Source organism: Stanieria cyanosphaera PCC 7437 (assembly GCF_000317575.1).
GTDB lineage: Bacteria > Cyanobacteriota > Cyanobacteriia > Cyanobacteriales > Xenococcaceae > Stanieria > Stanieria cyanosphaera.
On the sequence record NC_019765.1, the window covers coordinates 165,872 to 181,728 of the forward strand.

Consider the following 15,857-nt stretch of genomic DNA (forward strand, 5'->3'; position numbering starts at 1 on the left):
TATTCATAAAACTGCTTGCGTAGTCTTTCAGCAAAATGGAGTCAGATTACGAACACATAAGAGAAAGGTTCAAAACTTTAATCGCCAATGTTCCAGGGGCGATATACCGTTGTCTTAACGATGCTAATTGGACGATGGAGTTTTTGAGTGATGAAATTACGAATATCTCAGGTTATCGGGCTGCCGATTTTATTCAAAATCAAAGTCGGTCTATAAGAAGTATTATTTACCCAGAAGATCGCAATCTAGTTGTTCGAGAAGTAAATGAGGCGATCGCCCAAAGAAAACCCTATACAATTGAATATCGAATTATTCGCTCAGATAGAGCAATTACCTGGATTAAGGACAAAGGGCAAGGAGTCTTTGACCGAAATGGCAAACTTCTCGGGTTAGATGGAATTATCTTAGATATTACCGAACGTAAATGGACAGAAAGCTTGCAGCAGATTCAGAATCGAACTTTGAGCGCGATCGCACGGGGAGAGACGCTAAAAAATACTTTATCAGAACTGAGCGAACAGATCGATCGCTTATCTCCAAATTTAACTTCGACTATTACGATCGTGGAGAACGACGGCAGGCATTTACGACCTTTTGTTAGTTCGGGGTTGCCCCAAGAATATATTAGGGCGATCGAACGTTTACCCATTGGAGCCAAAGCTACTTCTTGCGGTACGGCAGCGTATTTAGGTCGGCGAGTAATCGTTAGTAATATCGCTACCGATCCTTTATGGGCAGACTACAAACACCTAATTTTACCCCACGGTTTTCAAGCCAGTCGGTCTGAACCGATTAAATCAAATACGGGTCAAGTTTTGGGAACTTTCGATCTGTATTTTACCGAACCGCGATCGCCAGAGCCGAAAGAGCTAGAAATAATCGAAGCCTGTACTAATTTAGCCTCTATTGCTATGGGTCGCCAACAATCTGAAACTGTATTACAACAGAGCGAATCACAACTTCGTTTAATTACAGATGCACTACCAGCATTAATTGCTTATGTCGATAATCGGCAGTGCTATCAATTTGTCAATCAGACTTTTGGAGATTGGTTCGCTAAATCCCCGAACCAAATTATTGGCAGTCATCTAAAAGAAATTTTGGGTGAGGCATATTACCAGCAAATTAAACATCATATAGAACTAGCCCTCTCAGGACAAACAGTAACCTATGAAACCGAGCTTGAATTAAGCGATCGTTCACATTGGGTTAATGTTACCCATATTCCCGATCTCGATGGAGAAGGAGGGGTAAAAGGATTTATTAGTTTAATTAGCGATATCAGCAATCGCAAAGCTACCGAAAAAATGAAAGACGAATTTGTCTCGGTAGTCAGTCATGAATTACGCACCCCCTTAACTTCTATTTATGGTGCTTTAAAATTACTCGTAACCAGTCCTCAAAGTGGATTATCTGAAGAAGACCGTGAAATGCTCAATATTGCCGTGACTAATACAGACCGTTTAGTGCGCCTAGTAAACGATGTCCTTGACTTAGAGCGCATCGAGTCAGGCAAAATCCAAATGGTGAAACAGCCTTGTGATGCTGGCAATCTGATCCAGGAAGCAATAGAAGTCATGCAGCCGATGGCAAAGGCTGGAAATATTACTCTAATAGCAGAACCTATTTCTATTATAATTAATGCCGATGGCGATCATATTCATCAAACCCTGACCAATTTACTTAGCAATGCCATCAAATTTTCTCCACCTCACAGTTCAGTCTGGGTTACAGTAGATAACTTAGAAGACGAGGTTTTATTCAAAGTTATCGATACAGGACGTGGAATTCCCGCAGATATATTAGGTAGCATTTTTGAGCGATTTAAACAGGTAGATGCTTCAGATTCGCGAGACAAAGGAGGTACTGGCTTAGGGTTGCCCATTTGTTATAAAATTATCGAAGAACATGGAGGTCGCATTTGGGCTGACAGTGAGTTCGGTAAAGGAAGTACGTTTTATTTTACTCTGCCTAAATCTGGCTTATCTTCATCAGAAAAATTGTCATTATGACTGTCAAACGTATCTTACTGGTAGATGACGAAGCCTCTATCTTAGCAGTTGCTCGTGTCGGTTTAAAACGAATGGGGTGGTCAGTATTGACCGCAGCTTCAGGACAAGAGGGCATCGCGCTTGCCGAAACCGAACAGCCAGACGCGATCGTCTTAGATGTGATGATGCCCGAAATGGATGGATTAGCAACTCTCAAGCAGCTACAAGATAATCCTCAAGTTAAAGATATTCCCGTAATTTTTCTAACTGCCAAAACTCAGAAAGCAGATCGCCGTCGCTTCTATGCCTCTGGTATTAAAGGATTTATTACTAAGCCTTTCGACCCTACTACTTTAGCAAGTCAAATTTCAGGCTTTTTGGGTTGGTAAGTATCGCAGTACGTTAATTGGTTAGGGCAATTTCAGTTAACTGCTCGTAAGTAATAAGTAATGAGTAGATTGTCTTTACTTGCGACTTTTTTAAAACTTTTGAACTGGGATTTCTAACTTCTGAGTTCTGTACGGACGCGTCTTGGTGCGCATTCCTTGGCGGATTTTTAATCCGCAGGGTCGCACCGCTCAATAGAACGCCCTCTACCTAACTTCTGATGCTCCTCATAACTTTCTCAAATCAATTGTTTACAACAGAATTAACCTCAAACAGATACTCGCTCTATAGGTGCGAAGAGGTAGCAGTTTAACGAGTAACTAAGATTTATGGTGACAACAACAAATAGCCCTAAAAAACAATTCTTAGATAAAGAACGAGCTTTCGTTCTCTGGTTTGAAGATGTGGGAATGAGTGACGTTTCTCTGGTAGGGGGAAAGAATGCTTCTCTAGGAGAAATGATCCAACAGCTAACCCCTAAAGGAATTAACGTTCCAGGAGGTTTTGCCACTACTGCTTATGCTTATCGTTACTTTATCGAACAGGCAGGAATAGAAAGTAAGTTGCGCGAACTGTTTGCCGATCTTGACGTAGAAGATCTTAACAATTTGCGATCGCGTGGTAAACAAGCCAGGACGTTGATTCTGAATACTCCTTTCCCCGAAGAATTACAAGCAGCGATTACCGAAGCCTATAGCCAATTATGCCAGCGATATAGCGTCGATTCTGAGTATTGTAACCGCTATGAGGGTGAGGAAAAAGAACAGTGTCAAAAATTTAACAATAATGTCGATGTAGCAGTTCGTTCCTCAGCTACCGCCGAAGACTTACCCGATGCTTCTTTTGCAGGGCAACAGGAAACTTATCTTAATGTTCATGGGGTTCAAAGCGTTCTCGAAGCCTGTCATAAATGCTTTGCATCCCTATTTACAGATCGCGCTATTTCCTATCGTACTGCTAGAGATTTTGACCACTTTGATGTTGCTCTTTCTGTGGGCGTACAAAAGATGGTGCGTTCGGATTTAGCTACCTCTGGAGTAATGTTTTCTATCGATACAGAAACAGGCTTTAAAGATGCAGCTTTGATTACTGCTGCCTATGGTTTGGGTGAAAACGTAGTCCAGGGTGCGGTCAATCCTGATGAATATACTGTGTTTAAACCAACATTAACTGGTCATCATCCCATTTTAGATAAACGCCTCGGCAGTAAAGAAATCAAGATGGTCTATGATCTAGGCGGTAGTAAGCTGACGAAAAACGTTCCCACATCAGCATCCGAAAGAATTCGATATGCTATTAATGATGAGGAAATTTTGCAATTGGCTAAATGGGCTTGTCAAATTGAATCACATTATTCCCAGGTACGCGATGCTTACACGCCAATGGATATGGAATGGGCAAAAGATGGCGTAACAGGAGAACTGTTTATCGTTCAAGCCCGCCCCGAAACCGTTCAATCGCAAAAAGCCAAAAATGTCATACAGACATATAGACTAGAGAAAACGGGTGATGTCTTAGTAACGGGTAGGGCAGTTGGTGACAAAATTGGTGCGGGTAAAGCCAGAGTTATCTTAAATGTCAGCCAGATTGACCAGTTCCAAGCTGGAGAAGTTCTTGTCACCAATAAAACCGATCCTGACTGGGAACCAATTATGAAAAAAGCCAGTGCTATTGTAACTAACCAGGGTGGTAGAACTTGTCATGCAGCAATTATAGCCCGTGAAATGGGTATACCTGCGATCGTTGGCTGTGGTGATGCGACCAAAAATATCCGATCTAAACAAGAAGTGACCATATCCTGTGCTGAAGGGGAAGAAGGTAAAGTTTATGCTGGATCGATTCCTTTTACTGTCGAAGAGACTCGGTTAGATAATTTACCCCAAACCAAAACGCAAATTTTAATGAATGTAGGTAATCCCGAAGCAGCCTTTAGTTTATCGGCTATCCCTTGTGATGGTGTTGGTTTAGCTAGGTTAGAATTTATTATTGCCAATCAGATTAAAGTTCATCCCCTGGCTTTACTCAAGTTTGACGAACTACAAGACTTTGGGGACAAAATGAACATTGCCCAACTGACAATTAATTATCCCCGTAAGCCCGATTTCTTTGTCGAGAAATTAGCTAGGGGAATAGCTACCATTGCAGCAGCATTCTATCCCAAACCCGTTATCGTGCGGATGTCGGATTTCAAGAGTAACGAATATGCTAACCTTCTAGGGGGTAAACAGTTTGAACCAACCGAAGAAAACCCGATGTTGGGTTGGCGGGGTGCAAGTCGTTATTACGACCCCAAATATCGCGATGCCTTTGCCTTAGAATGTCAAGCATTTAAACGAGTTCGAGCCGACATGGGTTTAACTAACGTCATTCCGATGATCCCCTTCTGTCGTACTCCCGATGAAGGAAGAAAAGTATTAGAAGAAATGGCACAACACGGGCTAGTCAGGGGCGAAAACGATCTGCAAGTATACGTCATGTGTGAAGTTCCCAGTAACGTTTTGCTAGCCGATGAATTCAGCCAAGTGTTTGATGGCTTCTCTATTGGTTCAAATGACCTAACGCAACTGACACTAGGACTCGATCGCGATTCTTCTTTAGTGGCACATCTATTCGATGAACGCAACCCAGGCGTTAAAGCGATGCTGCAAATAGCGATCGCCAAAGCCCGACAAAATAATCGTAAAATTGGCATCTGCGGTCAAGCACCCAGCGATTATCCAGAGATTGCCGAGTTTTTAGTTCAACAGGGTATTAACTCCATCAGTCTTAATCCCGATTCGGTACTTAAAACCAGACTGAAAATAGCCGAAGCAGAACAAAATATTGGCTAGCTGTAATGTGGCTAGTGGAGTGAAATAATTGGGTGTTATGCGTTTCAAGCTTTCTTTAAAAACTCGCCCACTCAATATTTTACTGCTAGCTCGCTAGCCTTTAGTTGGTAAATGAAAGCAGATAGCCAGTAGAAACTTACTATCAATTAATCATCACAACCAAAAACAGAACCAAAAAAGTCTTATGTTTGAAAAAATCTTTGCTCTCAATACTGAAGTCGAGCAAACTAATACTCTTCGTCTCCGTAAAGGAGTCATTATTGGTGCAGGACAAGTAGGATTAGCCTGTGCATATTCTTTACTAATTCAAAATTGCTTCGATGAATTAGTTTTACAGGATATCAATACCAAAAAGGTTGAAGGAGAAGTGATGGATTTGCTCCATGGAATGTCTTTTATCGCTCCTACAGAACTGGCTGCGGGAACGGTAGCTGACGTGGGAAAGGATGCGGATATAGTAATTATTACCGCAGGTGCAGCACAAAAACCAGGAGAAACTCGCCTCGATCTACTAGGACGTAATGTTGCTATCTATCAAAACCTGCTTGAAGATGTAGTCAAGCATTGTCCCCATGCCATCCTGTTAATTGTCACCAATCCCGTAGATATTATGACCTATGTAGCACTAAAAATTTCTGGGTTTCCCAGTTCTAAGGTTATTGGTACGGGAACAGTACTAGATACGTCTCGATTTCGTTCTTTACTAGCCCGCAGATTAAATATTGATGCTCGTAGCGTTCAAGCTTATATCATTGGCGAACATGGTGATAGTGAAGTTCCCGTGTGGAGTACGGCTAATGTAGCTGGTCGAAAATTGCTCTCACAAGATTGGGAAAATCTTGATTCAGAAGAGCGCGAGGAATTCACGGCTATTTTTAGTCAAGTTAAAAATGCAGCTTATGAAATTATTCACCGTAAAGGATATACCTCCTATGCGATCGGTTTAGCAGTGACCGATATAGTTGAAGCAATTATACGCTCTCAAGAACGCATTCTTACTGTTAGTGGTCTTGTCAATGGACTGTATGATATCAAAGATGTGTGTTTGGGTTTGCCTAGAGTAATCAATGAAAAAGGCTTTTACAAAACTGTCAATCTAGATTTGAGTCCCAGAGAAGAAAAACAGCTTCGCCTTTCTGCTAATCTTCTACAAGATGTTTTTGCTCAACTCAAATTTTAATTCTATAAACACGATTAGTAGCGTAAGGTTAGCTATGCCTTGCGCTACTGGGTAAATACTTTCAAACTGGGTAAATATTTTCAATTGGCGTAATTCCTAACATACGATCCGTCAACCAATTTCCAGTAAGGTTGATAGGTTTGTAGAGCTTTGAGATATTGCGATCGTTCAAAAACACTAGGATCGGGACAATTTACTTGGCTTAAGCTGCCTTGTAACTGGGCAATTGAATCGTATTCTTTAGCCTCTAACCATTCAACCATGTCTTTCTCGATTTTTTGCAGCTGTTCGATGCCATGACTCAGTAGCACGCTAATCAACATGGTGACGTTAGCACCTACCAGCATCATTTTGATAACGTCTTGAGCGGTCATAATCCCGCCTGTAGCAGCAAAATCGAGGGGAAGAGTACGATACAAAATAGCGATCCAGCGCATCGGTAAACGCATCTCTCTAGAAGTGCTAAGAAGCAAATTGGACTCTACTGTTAGAGTTTCTAAATTAATATCGGGTTGATAAAAACGGTTGAATAATACCAAGCCACTAGCATTTGCATTGCTCAGTTCTTTTGCCATATTTGCCATATTACTAAAGAAAGGACTCAGTTTGACTGCTACAGGTAAATTGACAGCATCTGTAACACTGCGAACAATATCTAAATAAGTTTGCTCTACTCGCTCGCCAGTCATCGACATGTCTGTAGGAATGTCATAAATGTTTAATTCCAAACCATCGGCACCTGCTTGTTCTACCTGACGTACATAATCACCCCAGCTACCTACTGTAGAACTGTTGAGACTTGCAAAAATGGGAATATCCACCATCTTTTTAGCACGACGAATACGTTCTAAATAGGCTTCTGAATCGACACGAAAATCTGATTCGGGATAGGTTTCTGTAGGGTGAGCGAATTGATGATATGCTTCATATCTTTCTTCTAGTAGTTGTTCTTCAAACAAAGAATGCAATACTATTGCTGCTGCGCCAGCATCTTCCATCCGTTTAATATTATCGATATTTTCGGTTAAAGGTGCTGCTGCACCAACAACCAAAGGCGATCGCAATGTCTTACCTAGATAATTTGTGGATAGGTCTACCATTTATTTGCCTCCTCATTATTATCTCTAAACTAAGAAAGTCTTTTGAGGAAGTTATGAGTAATGAACAGAACATTAGTAAGTAATCAGAAGGAAACAGCTTTTGCTCCTCATAAGTGGCTCATATTCCTAAATTAATATATTGTTCATTGTTATAGTATCGATGTTCTAAATCGATCGCAGGTTAAATTGATATGGTTTTTACTCGATCGCCCTTGAGGACTGAATTATTAATGTTACAGCTAGCTCGCAAACACATCTTAGCGATTGAGGTTGCTAAAGATATTCGAGAAATTATTAAACGCAGCTTGGGAAATACGGCAAATTGGCAAGTGTCTTCAGTCAATTCGATCGCTGAAGGATTGGCTTTAATTCAAACACAGCAACCCGATGTAATTTTACTCGAAGCCGATCTGCTCGCTCGGTGCGATCGCCATATTTGGCAACAACTACAAACTACTGCTTGTAATCGATCTATTCCCATAATCTTTATGGCATCAAGAGTTAGAGCCATGGATCGACTTCAGTTCCAACAATTAGGTGCAGCCAAGGCGATCGCTCTTCCTTTTGACCCACAAGAATTGGTAGAGGCGATCGTCCAACTATTAAAGTAATCTTAACTCCATATCATCACGACTCATAACTTCCTCAAACTTAAAATCTATAGTTGGAATTAATATCGAGATTGGTAAAAATTATGAACCGAGTTTTTACGAATAGACAAGAAGCAGGAAGAAGATTAGCCCAAAAACTTACTGCTTATGCTAATCATCCTCAAGCAATAGTATTGGGGCTACCTCGTGGTGGCGTACCTGTAGCCTATGAAATTGCCAAAACTTTAAATCTTCCCTTAGATGTTTGTCTAGTTAAAAAACTGTGCCTTCCTGACGATCCAGAAACAGCGATAGGTGCAATTGTCGAAGATGAACTGTTACCTGACTACTGTGGCAACATCACTATTATTAATCAAAACACGACACAAATTCACGGAGTTGATTCAGAACAAATTAAAGCGATCGCTGCTCGAGCAAAAGTCGAATTAAGATGGCGCGATCGTTGTTATCGAAGCTTTCGTCCCATGCTGAAAATTCCCCAACGTACTGTTATCGTCGTTGATGATGGCATTGCTACGGGTCAAACTATGGAGGCTGCGGTAACTGTTTTGAAAAGACATAAGCCAGAAAAAATTATCATTGCTACTCCTGTTGCTTCAAAGCCAGCCATAGAACAATTAGCAGCTAAAGTAGATGATTTTGTTTGCCTAATGAAACCCAAATCATTAGTTGCAGTGGGCTTTTGGTACGAAGATTTTACTCAAACAAAAGATCGAGAAGTGTGCGATTTACTTTCTCAACAAACTTACAAGACTCTAGCTTACCAAACTTAATCATTGAACATTAAACATTGAACATTGAGCATTGACCAGGGAACATTAAACATTAATAAATGCTAAATGATAAATGATAACGAGATTGGTAAAAATTATGAACCAAGTTTTTTCTAATAGACAAGAAGCAGGAAGAAGATTAGCTACCAAACTTACCGCCTATGCTAATCATCCTCAAGCAATAGTATTGGGAATACCTCGTGGTGGCGTACCTGTAGCTTATGAAATTGCCAAAACTTTAAATCTTCCCTTAGATGTTTGTCTGGCAAAGAAATTAGGTCTGCCTAACGATCCAGAAATAACGATAGGTGCGATTACTGAAGATGCACAGTTACCTGATAACTGTAGCAACATTACTATAATTAACCAGAACACGACTCAACATAGGGTTAATTCAGAAAAAATTAAAAATACAAGTTTTCGTACATGGCTTCGCTATGCTGCTCGTGAAAAAGCCGAACTAAGATGGCGAGATCGTTATTATCAAAGTTTTCGTCCCATGCTAAGAGTTTCTCAGCATACTGTTATTGTCGTTGATGATGGCATTATTACGGGTCAAACTATGCAGGCTGCAATAGCTGTTTTGAAAAGACATAAGCCAGAGAAAATTATCATTGCTACTCCTGTTGCACCTTTGCCAGCTATAGAACAATTAGCAACTCAAGTAGATGATTTCATCTGTTTAATAAAACCAAAATATTTAGGTGCAGTAGATCTTTGGTATGAAGATTTTACTCCAACAACAGATCGAGAAGTGTGTGATGTGCTTTCTCAAGTAACTCATAAAATTTTAGCAAGCTCTTATTCATTACCAAGCTACACCAAGGATAATAGATATGCCCGAACACGAAAATCCTCATAAAACACCGCGATCAAGTCAATGGAAATTAACTTTAATTGTGAGCGCGCTCTGCTTGATTTTATTTAGTTTATTCCTGACTCCAACGTCATCATCAACATCTCAATCTTACAGTAAGTTTATCGACTTGGTAGAGAGCGATCGCGTTGAGCAGGTGACTATTAGCCCCAATCGACTTGAATATACTCTCAAATCAGAAGGATTTGCAGATAACTCGGAGCAGATTTTTACTACAGTTCCAGTGACTCAAGATACAGAGTTACCGAAGATTTTGCGTCAGCATCAAGTAGAATTTTCCGCAACACCTTCTAATAGTGGTAGTGGGTTTTGGGGTTTTCTTCAACTATTATTTTTTCTCTTCTTGTTGGTCAATTTGGGCGGTCTGTTATTCAGTCGCAGTCAACAAGGTACAGCGAGTTCTTTTGCTGTTGGTCGCAGCAACGCTCGTATTTACTCCGAAGGAAGCATGGACGTTACCTTTGATGATGTGGCGGGAGTCGATGAAGCGAAGACAGAACTTTATGAAATTGTCGATTTTTTGCAAAACAAAACCAAATACGCTCTTGTAGGAGCAAAAATACCTAAAGGTGTGTTGTTAGTAGGTCCTCCTGGAACGGGTAAAACTTTATTGGCAAAAGCGATCGCAGGAGAAGCTGGTGTTCCTTTTTTCAGTATCTCTGGCTCGGAATTTATCGAAATGTTCGTCGGAGTTGGTGCATCGCGGGTGCGGGATTTATTCGATCGCGCTAAAAAACAAGCCCCTGCCATTGTCTTTATCGACGAACTAGATGCCTTGGGTAAGTCTCGCGCATCTGGTGGAGCTTTTATGGGCGGTAACGACGAACGAGAGCAGACACTCAATCAACTACTGGCAGAAATGGACGGGTTTGAACCCAACGCAGGAGTAATTCTGCTGGCTGCTACTAACCGCCCCGAAGTCCTCGACCCTGCTTTATTGCGTCCTGGTCGTTTTGATCGCCGTATTGTAGTAGACCGCCCTGATAAGTCGGGAAGACTGGCAATATTAGAAGTTCACGCTAGAAATGTTAGTTTAGCGGAGGACGTAGATTTAGATAAACTCGCTGCTCGTACTCCTGGTTTTGCTGGAGCAGATTTGGCAAACTTAATCAATGAATCCGCATTGCTGGCTGCTCGAAATAATCGCTCTGCGGTAACGATGGCAGATTTTAATGAAGCCACCGAAAGAATTCTGACGGGATTAGAGAAAAGATCGCGGGTACTCAATGAAACTGAAAAGAAAACCGTAGCCTATCACGAAGTCGGTCATGCGATCGTGGGGTGGTTGATGCCTGGAACCGATCGAGTCGAAAAGATATCGATTGTTCCTCGTGGTATTGGTGCATTGGGCTATACCTTACAGTTACCAGAAGAAGATCGTTTCTTAGCGATCGAAGACGAAATTCGCGGTCGTATTGCCACTTTATTAGGAGGACGTGCTGCTGAAGAATTAATCTTTGGCAAGGTATCTACGGGAGCTAGCGACGATATTCAAAAAGCTACTGAGTTGGCTGAAAGATACGTAACTCTCTATGGCATGAGCGATCGCCTCGGTCCGATAGCTTTTGAAAAGGTACAGCAGCAGTATCTTGGGGGTATGACTAATCCTCGCCGTCAAGTCAGCCAAAAAATTGCCGAAGAGATCGACCTAGAAGTCAAAGCAGTAATTGATGGCGCGCATCAAGTTGCGAAGATTATTCTTTGGGACAACCGCGAACTATTAACTGCATTAGCTCAAATTCTTTTAAAGCAAGAAGTTTTAGAAGCAGGACAACTGCGATCGCATCTGGGTCAAGCTCAAAGCAATGAACGGGTAGATCGATGGTTGCAAACAGGAGAGTTAGCCCAAAATAATTTACTCACCCCTGCCTTATCTAATAATGGAAAAACCTTGAAGAGGTAGACATAATGGAATTACATACAGCCAAAATCGAACAAATCGCTGCACAGTTACTAGCACCGAATGCTGGCAAATCCTGAAATTTATAATCTTTATCCTCGGGTAAATAAAATTCATCGTCTCGATCCTACTGCCAATAAAAAAAGTTGGTAGAGAACAAGAAGAAGAACTAATAATGAAGGCGATCGCGCTCGGCAGAAATTTTAGTTACCAAAGTCGAAACCCAAATTAAACACCGCGATCGTGTCTCTTCTCCCACCATACCTATGGCGCTCGATCGGTTGAGTAAAACATACTAGTAAAACCCTAAAGGCTAATAGCTAAAAACTAATAAATGTGAACCAATCTAATTCATACCAGACGTTACTTATCAAAAGCAAGCAATGATTAAATTTCATCTCTGGAAATTTTTGGCTTTATTATTAACAGGGTTTTTACTATTTTCTCTGTCTCTAATAATTAATCACTTTACCGTATATGGCTCAGTTACACATCAGCTTGAAAAAGCTTCCAAACAAACAGACGGCGACAAAGTACGTTCGCTCTTCATACACCACAAAACAAAGGACAAATTTAACATGGCGATCTTAAATCTTTTCAAGGCAATCTTAACCTTGTTAGTTTTAACTTGTATTTTCTGTTTAATATTGACTACAGATTTGGGCTTTGGTCCAGTGGCAAATGTTGCTTTGTACTTAGGCGGTGTAGTTTTGGTTGGTTGGGCGACTGTAACTTCTTTGAATATTTTTAACGATTGAGCATTTGTTCACATTAAATTTATTATCTGTTATTTTTCTAGTTCCTCATAAGTTCTTCAAATCCCACAACTACGATATGTACTAAATAGAAGTAATTTTTTGGGAAATAAAGTTATGTTCCCAAGCGATCGAGTAATAACTGCAAAATTATCAACTATGCTATGTTACTACATTAATCCTACCAATAAAATTCAGCTTATTCGAGTAATCAAAGATCGCCATCTTAACCAACGGTCAGATGCTGCTGCGCAAATGAATTCCGTAGTAATCTCTGACTTTGAAAAGATTATCTTTCCTCAACAAAGAATTTTGTTTGAAGCAATGCCGGAAGCTCAGTTAGAAATTTACTATAGTCAAGGAAAAAATCCAAAAATTGCCCAAACTATTCCTTGTCAAAATCTAAAAGTTAACTGTCCGACGGTCACTTAGAATAAATCTAGTCGAAATAATCATGAACTCTTTCACTATTTGTCCTTGCTGCTCGAATATTATGCTACACCATCTTAGTAATCATCGGGAATACTGGTTTTGCCGTAACTGTTGGCAAGAAATGCCAAATTTTGAAAGTGCTAACCCAAATAAATGTCATCGACAAAACCAAATTGTAAAATTATCAAAAGATTGGTTAAAGCATAAAAAAACAGTCCCAGCCTAAAACCGAAAAACTAAGGTAAGTAGCTGAGACAAATTAAATATAAAATAGTAAGTCTTTACCGATTTTCGAGAATTGGTATTAGTTCGGTGCCACGATATTGCTAATTACAAAACCGCTTTTGGGGATAGTTGGCATCTTAGACAAACTAATCTCTAAGTTTTGTTCTGGCACATCGTATTTTAGAGATTGGGTAAGAAAATTAAGGGTTACTTTCATTAAGGCGATCGTAATCCATTCTCCAGGACAGCGATGATTGATGTAATAATCTCCGCCCCCTTGAGGAATCAAATTGAAACGATTTTCATTCCAGTCGCGGAATCGTTCGGGGTAAAAATCTTCTGGATTTGACCATAATTGGGGATCGTGGTTAGTGCCATATAAATCGAGCAGCACCCTTGTCCCTTGAGTGAAATGATATCCGTGCCAATCAAAATCGTGATTAACTATAGCTGCTGCAAAAGGAAAAAAAGGATAAAATCTTCGTACCTCTTGCACAAACCATTCACAGTACTCCTCGCCACCATCGTGCATTTTTTGCCGACATTGAGGATGTTCGTGTAGTGCCAATGCAGCAAAAGTAGCGTATCTGGCGATCGCGACAGTAGGGCGTAAAATATTAATTAACTCTACCGCAGCAGTATGTATGTCTAGCAGTTCTCCCTCTAAATCGCGATGGTTGGCGATAATGTATGCTGCACTCTCTTGGGGAATTTCTAGCCGATTATTACGTATCTGTTCGATAATGCCTTCAATCCATTTTTCAGTACGCTGACGGCTTAGTCTTCCCCGCCAGTGTTTTAGACCAACTGCTCCCGAAGCATCAATCATTGCCCCCAAATCCTCGGTTTTTTGCTTTACTTGCGATTCTGGGAGAGTCACACCAGCCCAAGTGCAGACAGCACGACAAAAAACTGCTCGCGCTTCCTTAAAAAACACAACTTTATCCATCGTTGACCATTTTTTGGCATAGGCTTTCCACTGTTGGTCGAGAAGATCTGCTAACTGCTGAATATTTTCGTCGCTCATCAAAGACATAAACATCTGTTTGCGATGCCGATGTGGGTCGCCATCCATTCCCTGAACGCCTCCTTCACCAAACAAGGTTTTTTGAACTCTTTTAGGTGCAGCATTTTTGCGAATGAACTTTTCAGGATCGTAGAAAACCTTAGCAGCTTCCTCTCCTCTTAAGCAGATAGTTTTTTTAAATAAAAGCCGAGTTTGAAAAATATCAGTTTGGTAGCGTTGACATCTTTGGGAAATAAATTTATAATCGTCAAATGCCAATGCTAAAATGCTATCTATACTGCGATCTTGTGGAATTTGTGTCATAAAATTGTGTAGTTATTTACTTAAAGGAGTAACGAAGTAATCGGTGAGAAATTTCTCTATTTCTGTTAGGTTTGAAACTTGGCTTAAACTTTCTAGTTGGCTATAGAGTCATGCCTCATTTAAAAATTGATTTAGATTAAAATTCAATTGAGAAAAAGTTGACGACTAATATTGATTCGCATGTGACACTGCATCCAAAATAGAAGCTAATTTTTTAGGTACAGATAAATAGGGGCAATGTCCACTTGCCAATTCAATTGCTTTGACTCCAAGAAACTTACGTGCTGCTCTTCGAGACCAGATTGGATTTATTGTTTGATCGCGATCGCAAACTATATAAGAGTGAGATACATTACTAGGATAGTCTGTTAGCGGAAACACTTCATTCATTGCTGCCTCAGCATTCGTCAGTTGTCTGGTACTAAACCCCCACTCAGCAACTTCTGGCGTACAGTCATGAAATAGAAAGTGCAGGGCTAACTCATAATCCTCGACTGGACATTTTCCCGCTCCTATTACTGATGTCCAAGCTTCTGCCCAGTCTGGAACAAACATATCTGGGTTTTCATCGAATAGCTGCTCGGCAATACTAGTTTCTACTTTGGGAATGAAGGAAGCAAGATACACCAGATGCTGAACTGGTCGTAAGCTGGCAACCAGAGGCAGAAAGATGCCGCTAAATGAGTGTCCGACTAAAATTACACTTTCCTCTATTGTTTCAAGTTGTTTGGCGATTATCTCTGCATACAGCATTCCACCAGCATTTTGCCGATCGCTCGGCAAGTCTATTTTAACTGCTTGGTGATTTAGTTTTTCTGACTCAGGAATTAATAAATTCCAGCACTCGGAGTTTTGGGTCGAACCATGTATTAAGCAAAATACGCTCATTACTTTACTTTACCAAAGCGCGATCGCTCCATAAGCTTCTCAGGCTATTCCATAAGTTCTTTCATAATGCGGATATCCTCTTTCTGTGTCTGGACAATCTCTGTGCATAGTTCCTCAATACGTAGGTCGGTAATTGATGCCTGTTGACACACGAGAATTGCAGCAGCATGATGGGGAATCATTGCGTGCAAGAATTGCTGGTTTCCTACTGCCGTCTGCGTCCGAATCAGAGTTAAAAATATTGGTACTAGAGCAGCTCCTATAATCAGAAGCACGATGTTAAGCTTCTTATTGCCGTACATCGACCACATTACCGTCAGCATGATGACGAGCATTGCAGATATCATTAGCCCTGTCATGTACACCTGATTAGGACTGAGAAACAGGTTGCTCCACTCGTTAACCCGCGAATACATGATAGCGAACATGACGACATAAGAGATGCAGAGTGCAATCAACAGACTAATATAGGGCTTCATGTCGGATTTAGATTTCATGTCGATTTAAGATATAGTAGGCGCAGAATACAGATTTTACGATATTCACTCGATATAGCCTAGTTGTTGCATATATGCAA

At 40.7% G+C, this 15,857-nt stretch carries 14 protein-coding genes; 10 read left to right on the plus strand and 4 right to left on the minus strand.

What is annotated here, in order from left to right; translation table 11 throughout:
* The first annotated feature begins 35 nt into the window (after nucleotides 1-35).
* The 4 genes from STA7437_RS25190 to STA7437_RS22930 all read left to right on the plus strand — a co-directional run bounded on the left by STA7437_RS25190 (nucleotide 36) and on the right by STA7437_RS22930 (nucleotide 6,389).
* Nucleotides 36-2,012 (plus strand): ATP-binding protein, encoded by a 1,977-nt coding sequence (locus tag STA7437_RS25190; RefSeq protein WP_015212017.1) that lies wholly within the window; start codon nucleotides 36-38, stop codon nucleotides 2,010-2,012.
* Entirely contained in the window at nucleotides 2,009-2,380 is a 372-nt protein-coding gene (locus STA7437_RS22920; protein ID WP_015212018.1) for a response regulator, read from the plus strand. The genes STA7437_RS25190 and STA7437_RS22920 overlap by 4 nt, the downstream gene beginning before the upstream one ends.
* A 327-nt stretch (nucleotides 2,381-2,707) precedes the next feature.
* Nucleotides 2,708-5,209, plus strand: coding sequence for a phosphoenolpyruvate synthase (ppsA, locus tag STA7437_RS22925; RefSeq protein ID WP_015212019.1), 2,502 nt, complete (start codon nucleotides 2,708-2,710; stop codon nucleotides 5,207-5,209).
* Between the two features lie 184 nt (nucleotides 5,210-5,393).
* Nucleotides 5,394-6,389: an L-lactate dehydrogenase gene (locus STA7437_RS22930; RefSeq protein WP_015212020.1), complete on the plus strand. Its 996-nt coding sequence runs from the start codon at nucleotides 5,394-5,396 to the stop codon at nucleotides 6,387-6,389.
* An 80-nt stretch (nucleotides 6,390-6,469) separates the two neighbouring features.
* Here STA7437_RS22930 and STA7437_RS22935 read toward each other — a convergent pair whose 3' ends face one another.
* Complete coding sequence (locus tag STA7437_RS22935) at nucleotides 6,470-7,489, minus strand: dihydroorotate dehydrogenase-like protein (RefSeq protein ID WP_015212021.1); 1,020 nt, start codon at nucleotides 7,487-7,489, stop codon at nucleotides 6,470-6,472.
* Between the two features lie 230 nt (nucleotides 7,490-7,719).
* Here STA7437_RS22935 and STA7437_RS22940 point away from each other — a divergent pair, with 230 nt between their 5' ends.
* From STA7437_RS22940 to STA7437_RS22965, 6 genes are all read left to right on the plus strand, one after another.
* On the plus strand, nucleotides 7,720-8,100 hold the full coding sequence (locus tag STA7437_RS22940) for a response regulator (protein ID WP_041620512.1): 381 nt from the start codon (nucleotides 7,720-7,722) through the stop codon (nucleotides 8,098-8,100).
* 83 nt (nucleotides 8,101-8,183) lie between these two features.
* Nucleotides 8,184-8,873, plus strand: coding sequence for a phosphoribosyltransferase (locus tag STA7437_RS22945; RefSeq protein WP_015212023.1), 690 nt, complete (start codon nucleotides 8,184-8,186; stop codon nucleotides 8,871-8,873).
* Between the two features lie 97 nt (nucleotides 8,874-8,970).
* Nucleotides 8,971-9,735 carry a phosphoribosyltransferase gene (locus STA7437_RS22950; RefSeq protein ID WP_015212024.1) on the plus strand — a complete coding sequence of 255 codons (765 nt, stop codon included), beginning with the start codon at nucleotides 8,971-8,973 and terminating at the stop codon, nucleotides 9,733-9,735.
* Nucleotides 9,710-11,653, plus strand: coding sequence for an ATP-dependent zinc metalloprotease FtsH (gene ftsH, locus STA7437_RS22955; RefSeq protein ID WP_015212025.1), 1,944 nt, complete (start codon nucleotides 9,710-9,712; stop codon nucleotides 11,651-11,653). Before STA7437_RS22950 ends, ftsH begins: the two co-directional genes overlap by 26 nt.
* Nucleotides 11,654-12,033: 380 nt before the next feature.
* The gene (locus tag STA7437_RS25970; RefSeq protein WP_015212026.1) at nucleotides 12,034-12,408 is read left to right on the plus strand and encodes a hypothetical protein; all 375 of its coding nucleotides are present in this window, start codon (nucleotides 12,034-12,036) and stop codon (nucleotides 12,406-12,408) included.
* A gap of 156 nt (nucleotides 12,409-12,564) precedes the next feature.
* A complete protein-coding gene (locus STA7437_RS22965) occupies nucleotides 12,565-12,837 on the plus strand; it encodes a DUF1830 domain-containing protein (RefSeq protein ID WP_041620448.1) in 273 nt (90 codons plus the stop codon).
* A 304-nt stretch (nucleotides 12,838-13,141) separates the two neighbouring features.
* Here the strand turns inward: STA7437_RS22965 and STA7437_RS22970 are convergent, their stop codons facing one another.
* The 3 genes from STA7437_RS22970 to STA7437_RS22980 form a co-directional block, all read right to left on the minus strand.
* Nucleotides 13,142-14,392 carry a cytochrome P450 gene (locus tag STA7437_RS22970; protein WP_015212028.1) on the minus strand — a complete coding sequence of 417 codons (1,251 nt, stop codon included), beginning with the start codon at nucleotides 14,390-14,392 and terminating at the stop codon, nucleotides 13,142-13,144.
* A gap of 165 nt (nucleotides 14,393-14,557) precedes the next feature.
* Nucleotides 14,558-15,280 carry an alpha/beta fold hydrolase gene (locus tag STA7437_RS22975; RefSeq protein ID WP_015212029.1) on the minus strand — a complete coding sequence of 241 codons (723 nt, stop codon included), beginning with the start codon at nucleotides 15,278-15,280 and terminating at the stop codon, nucleotides 14,558-14,560.
* 44 nt (nucleotides 15,281-15,324) lie between these two features.
* Nucleotides 15,325-15,777: a DUF305 domain-containing protein gene (locus STA7437_RS22980; RefSeq protein ID WP_015212030.1), complete on the minus strand. Its 453-nt coding sequence runs from the start codon at nucleotides 15,775-15,777 to the stop codon at nucleotides 15,325-15,327.
* Nucleotides 15,778-15,857 lie beyond the last annotated feature (80 nt).

Bases quoted from the DNA above. Each gene is read 5' to 3' on its own strand.
- STA7437_RS25190 (WP_015212017.1), top strand. From the start codon at position 36: ATGGAGTCAGATTACGAACACATAAGAGAAAGGTTCAAAACTTTAATC.
- STA7437_RS22920 (WP_015212018.1), top strand. From the start codon at position 2,009: ATGACTGTCAAACGTATCTTACTGGTAGATGACGAAGCCTCTATCTTA.
- ppsA (WP_015212019.1), top strand. From the start codon at position 2,708: ATGGTGACAACAACAAATAGCCCTAAAAAACAATTCTTAGATAAAGAA.
- STA7437_RS22930 (WP_015212020.1), top strand. From the start codon at position 5,394: ATGTTTGAAAAAATCTTTGCTCTCAATACTGAAGTCGAGCAAACTAAT.
- STA7437_RS22935 (WP_015212021.1), bottom strand. From the start codon at position 7,489: ATGGTAGACCTATCCACAAATTATCTAGGTAAGACATTGCGATCGCCT.
- STA7437_RS22940 (WP_041620512.1), top strand. From the start codon at position 7,720: ATGTTACAGCTAGCTCGCAAACACATCTTAGCGATTGAGGTTGCTAAA.
- STA7437_RS22945 (WP_015212023.1), top strand. From the start codon at position 8,184: ATGAACCGAGTTTTTACGAATAGACAAGAAGCAGGAAGAAGATTAGCC.
- STA7437_RS22950 (WP_015212024.1), top strand. From the start codon at position 8,971: ATGAACCAAGTTTTTTCTAATAGACAAGAAGCAGGAAGAAGATTAGCT.
- ftsH (WP_015212025.1), top strand. From the start codon at position 9,710: ATGCCCGAACACGAAAATCCTCATAAAACACCGCGATCAAGTCAATGG.
- STA7437_RS25970 (WP_015212026.1), top strand. From the start codon at position 12,034: ATGATTAAATTTCATCTCTGGAAATTTTTGGCTTTATTATTAACAGGG.
- STA7437_RS22965 (WP_041620448.1), top strand. From the start codon at position 12,565: ATGCTATGTTACTACATTAATCCTACCAATAAAATTCAGCTTATTCGA.
- STA7437_RS22970 (WP_015212028.1), bottom strand. From the start codon at position 14,392: ATGACACAAATTCCACAAGATCGCAGTATAGATAGCATTTTAGCATTG.
- STA7437_RS22975 (WP_015212029.1), bottom strand. From the start codon at position 15,280: ATGAGCGTATTTTGCTTAATACATGGTTCGACCCAAAACTCCGAGTGC.
- STA7437_RS22980 (WP_015212030.1), bottom strand. From the start codon at position 15,777: ATGAAATCTAAATCCGACATGAAGCCCTATATTAGTCTGTTGATTGCA.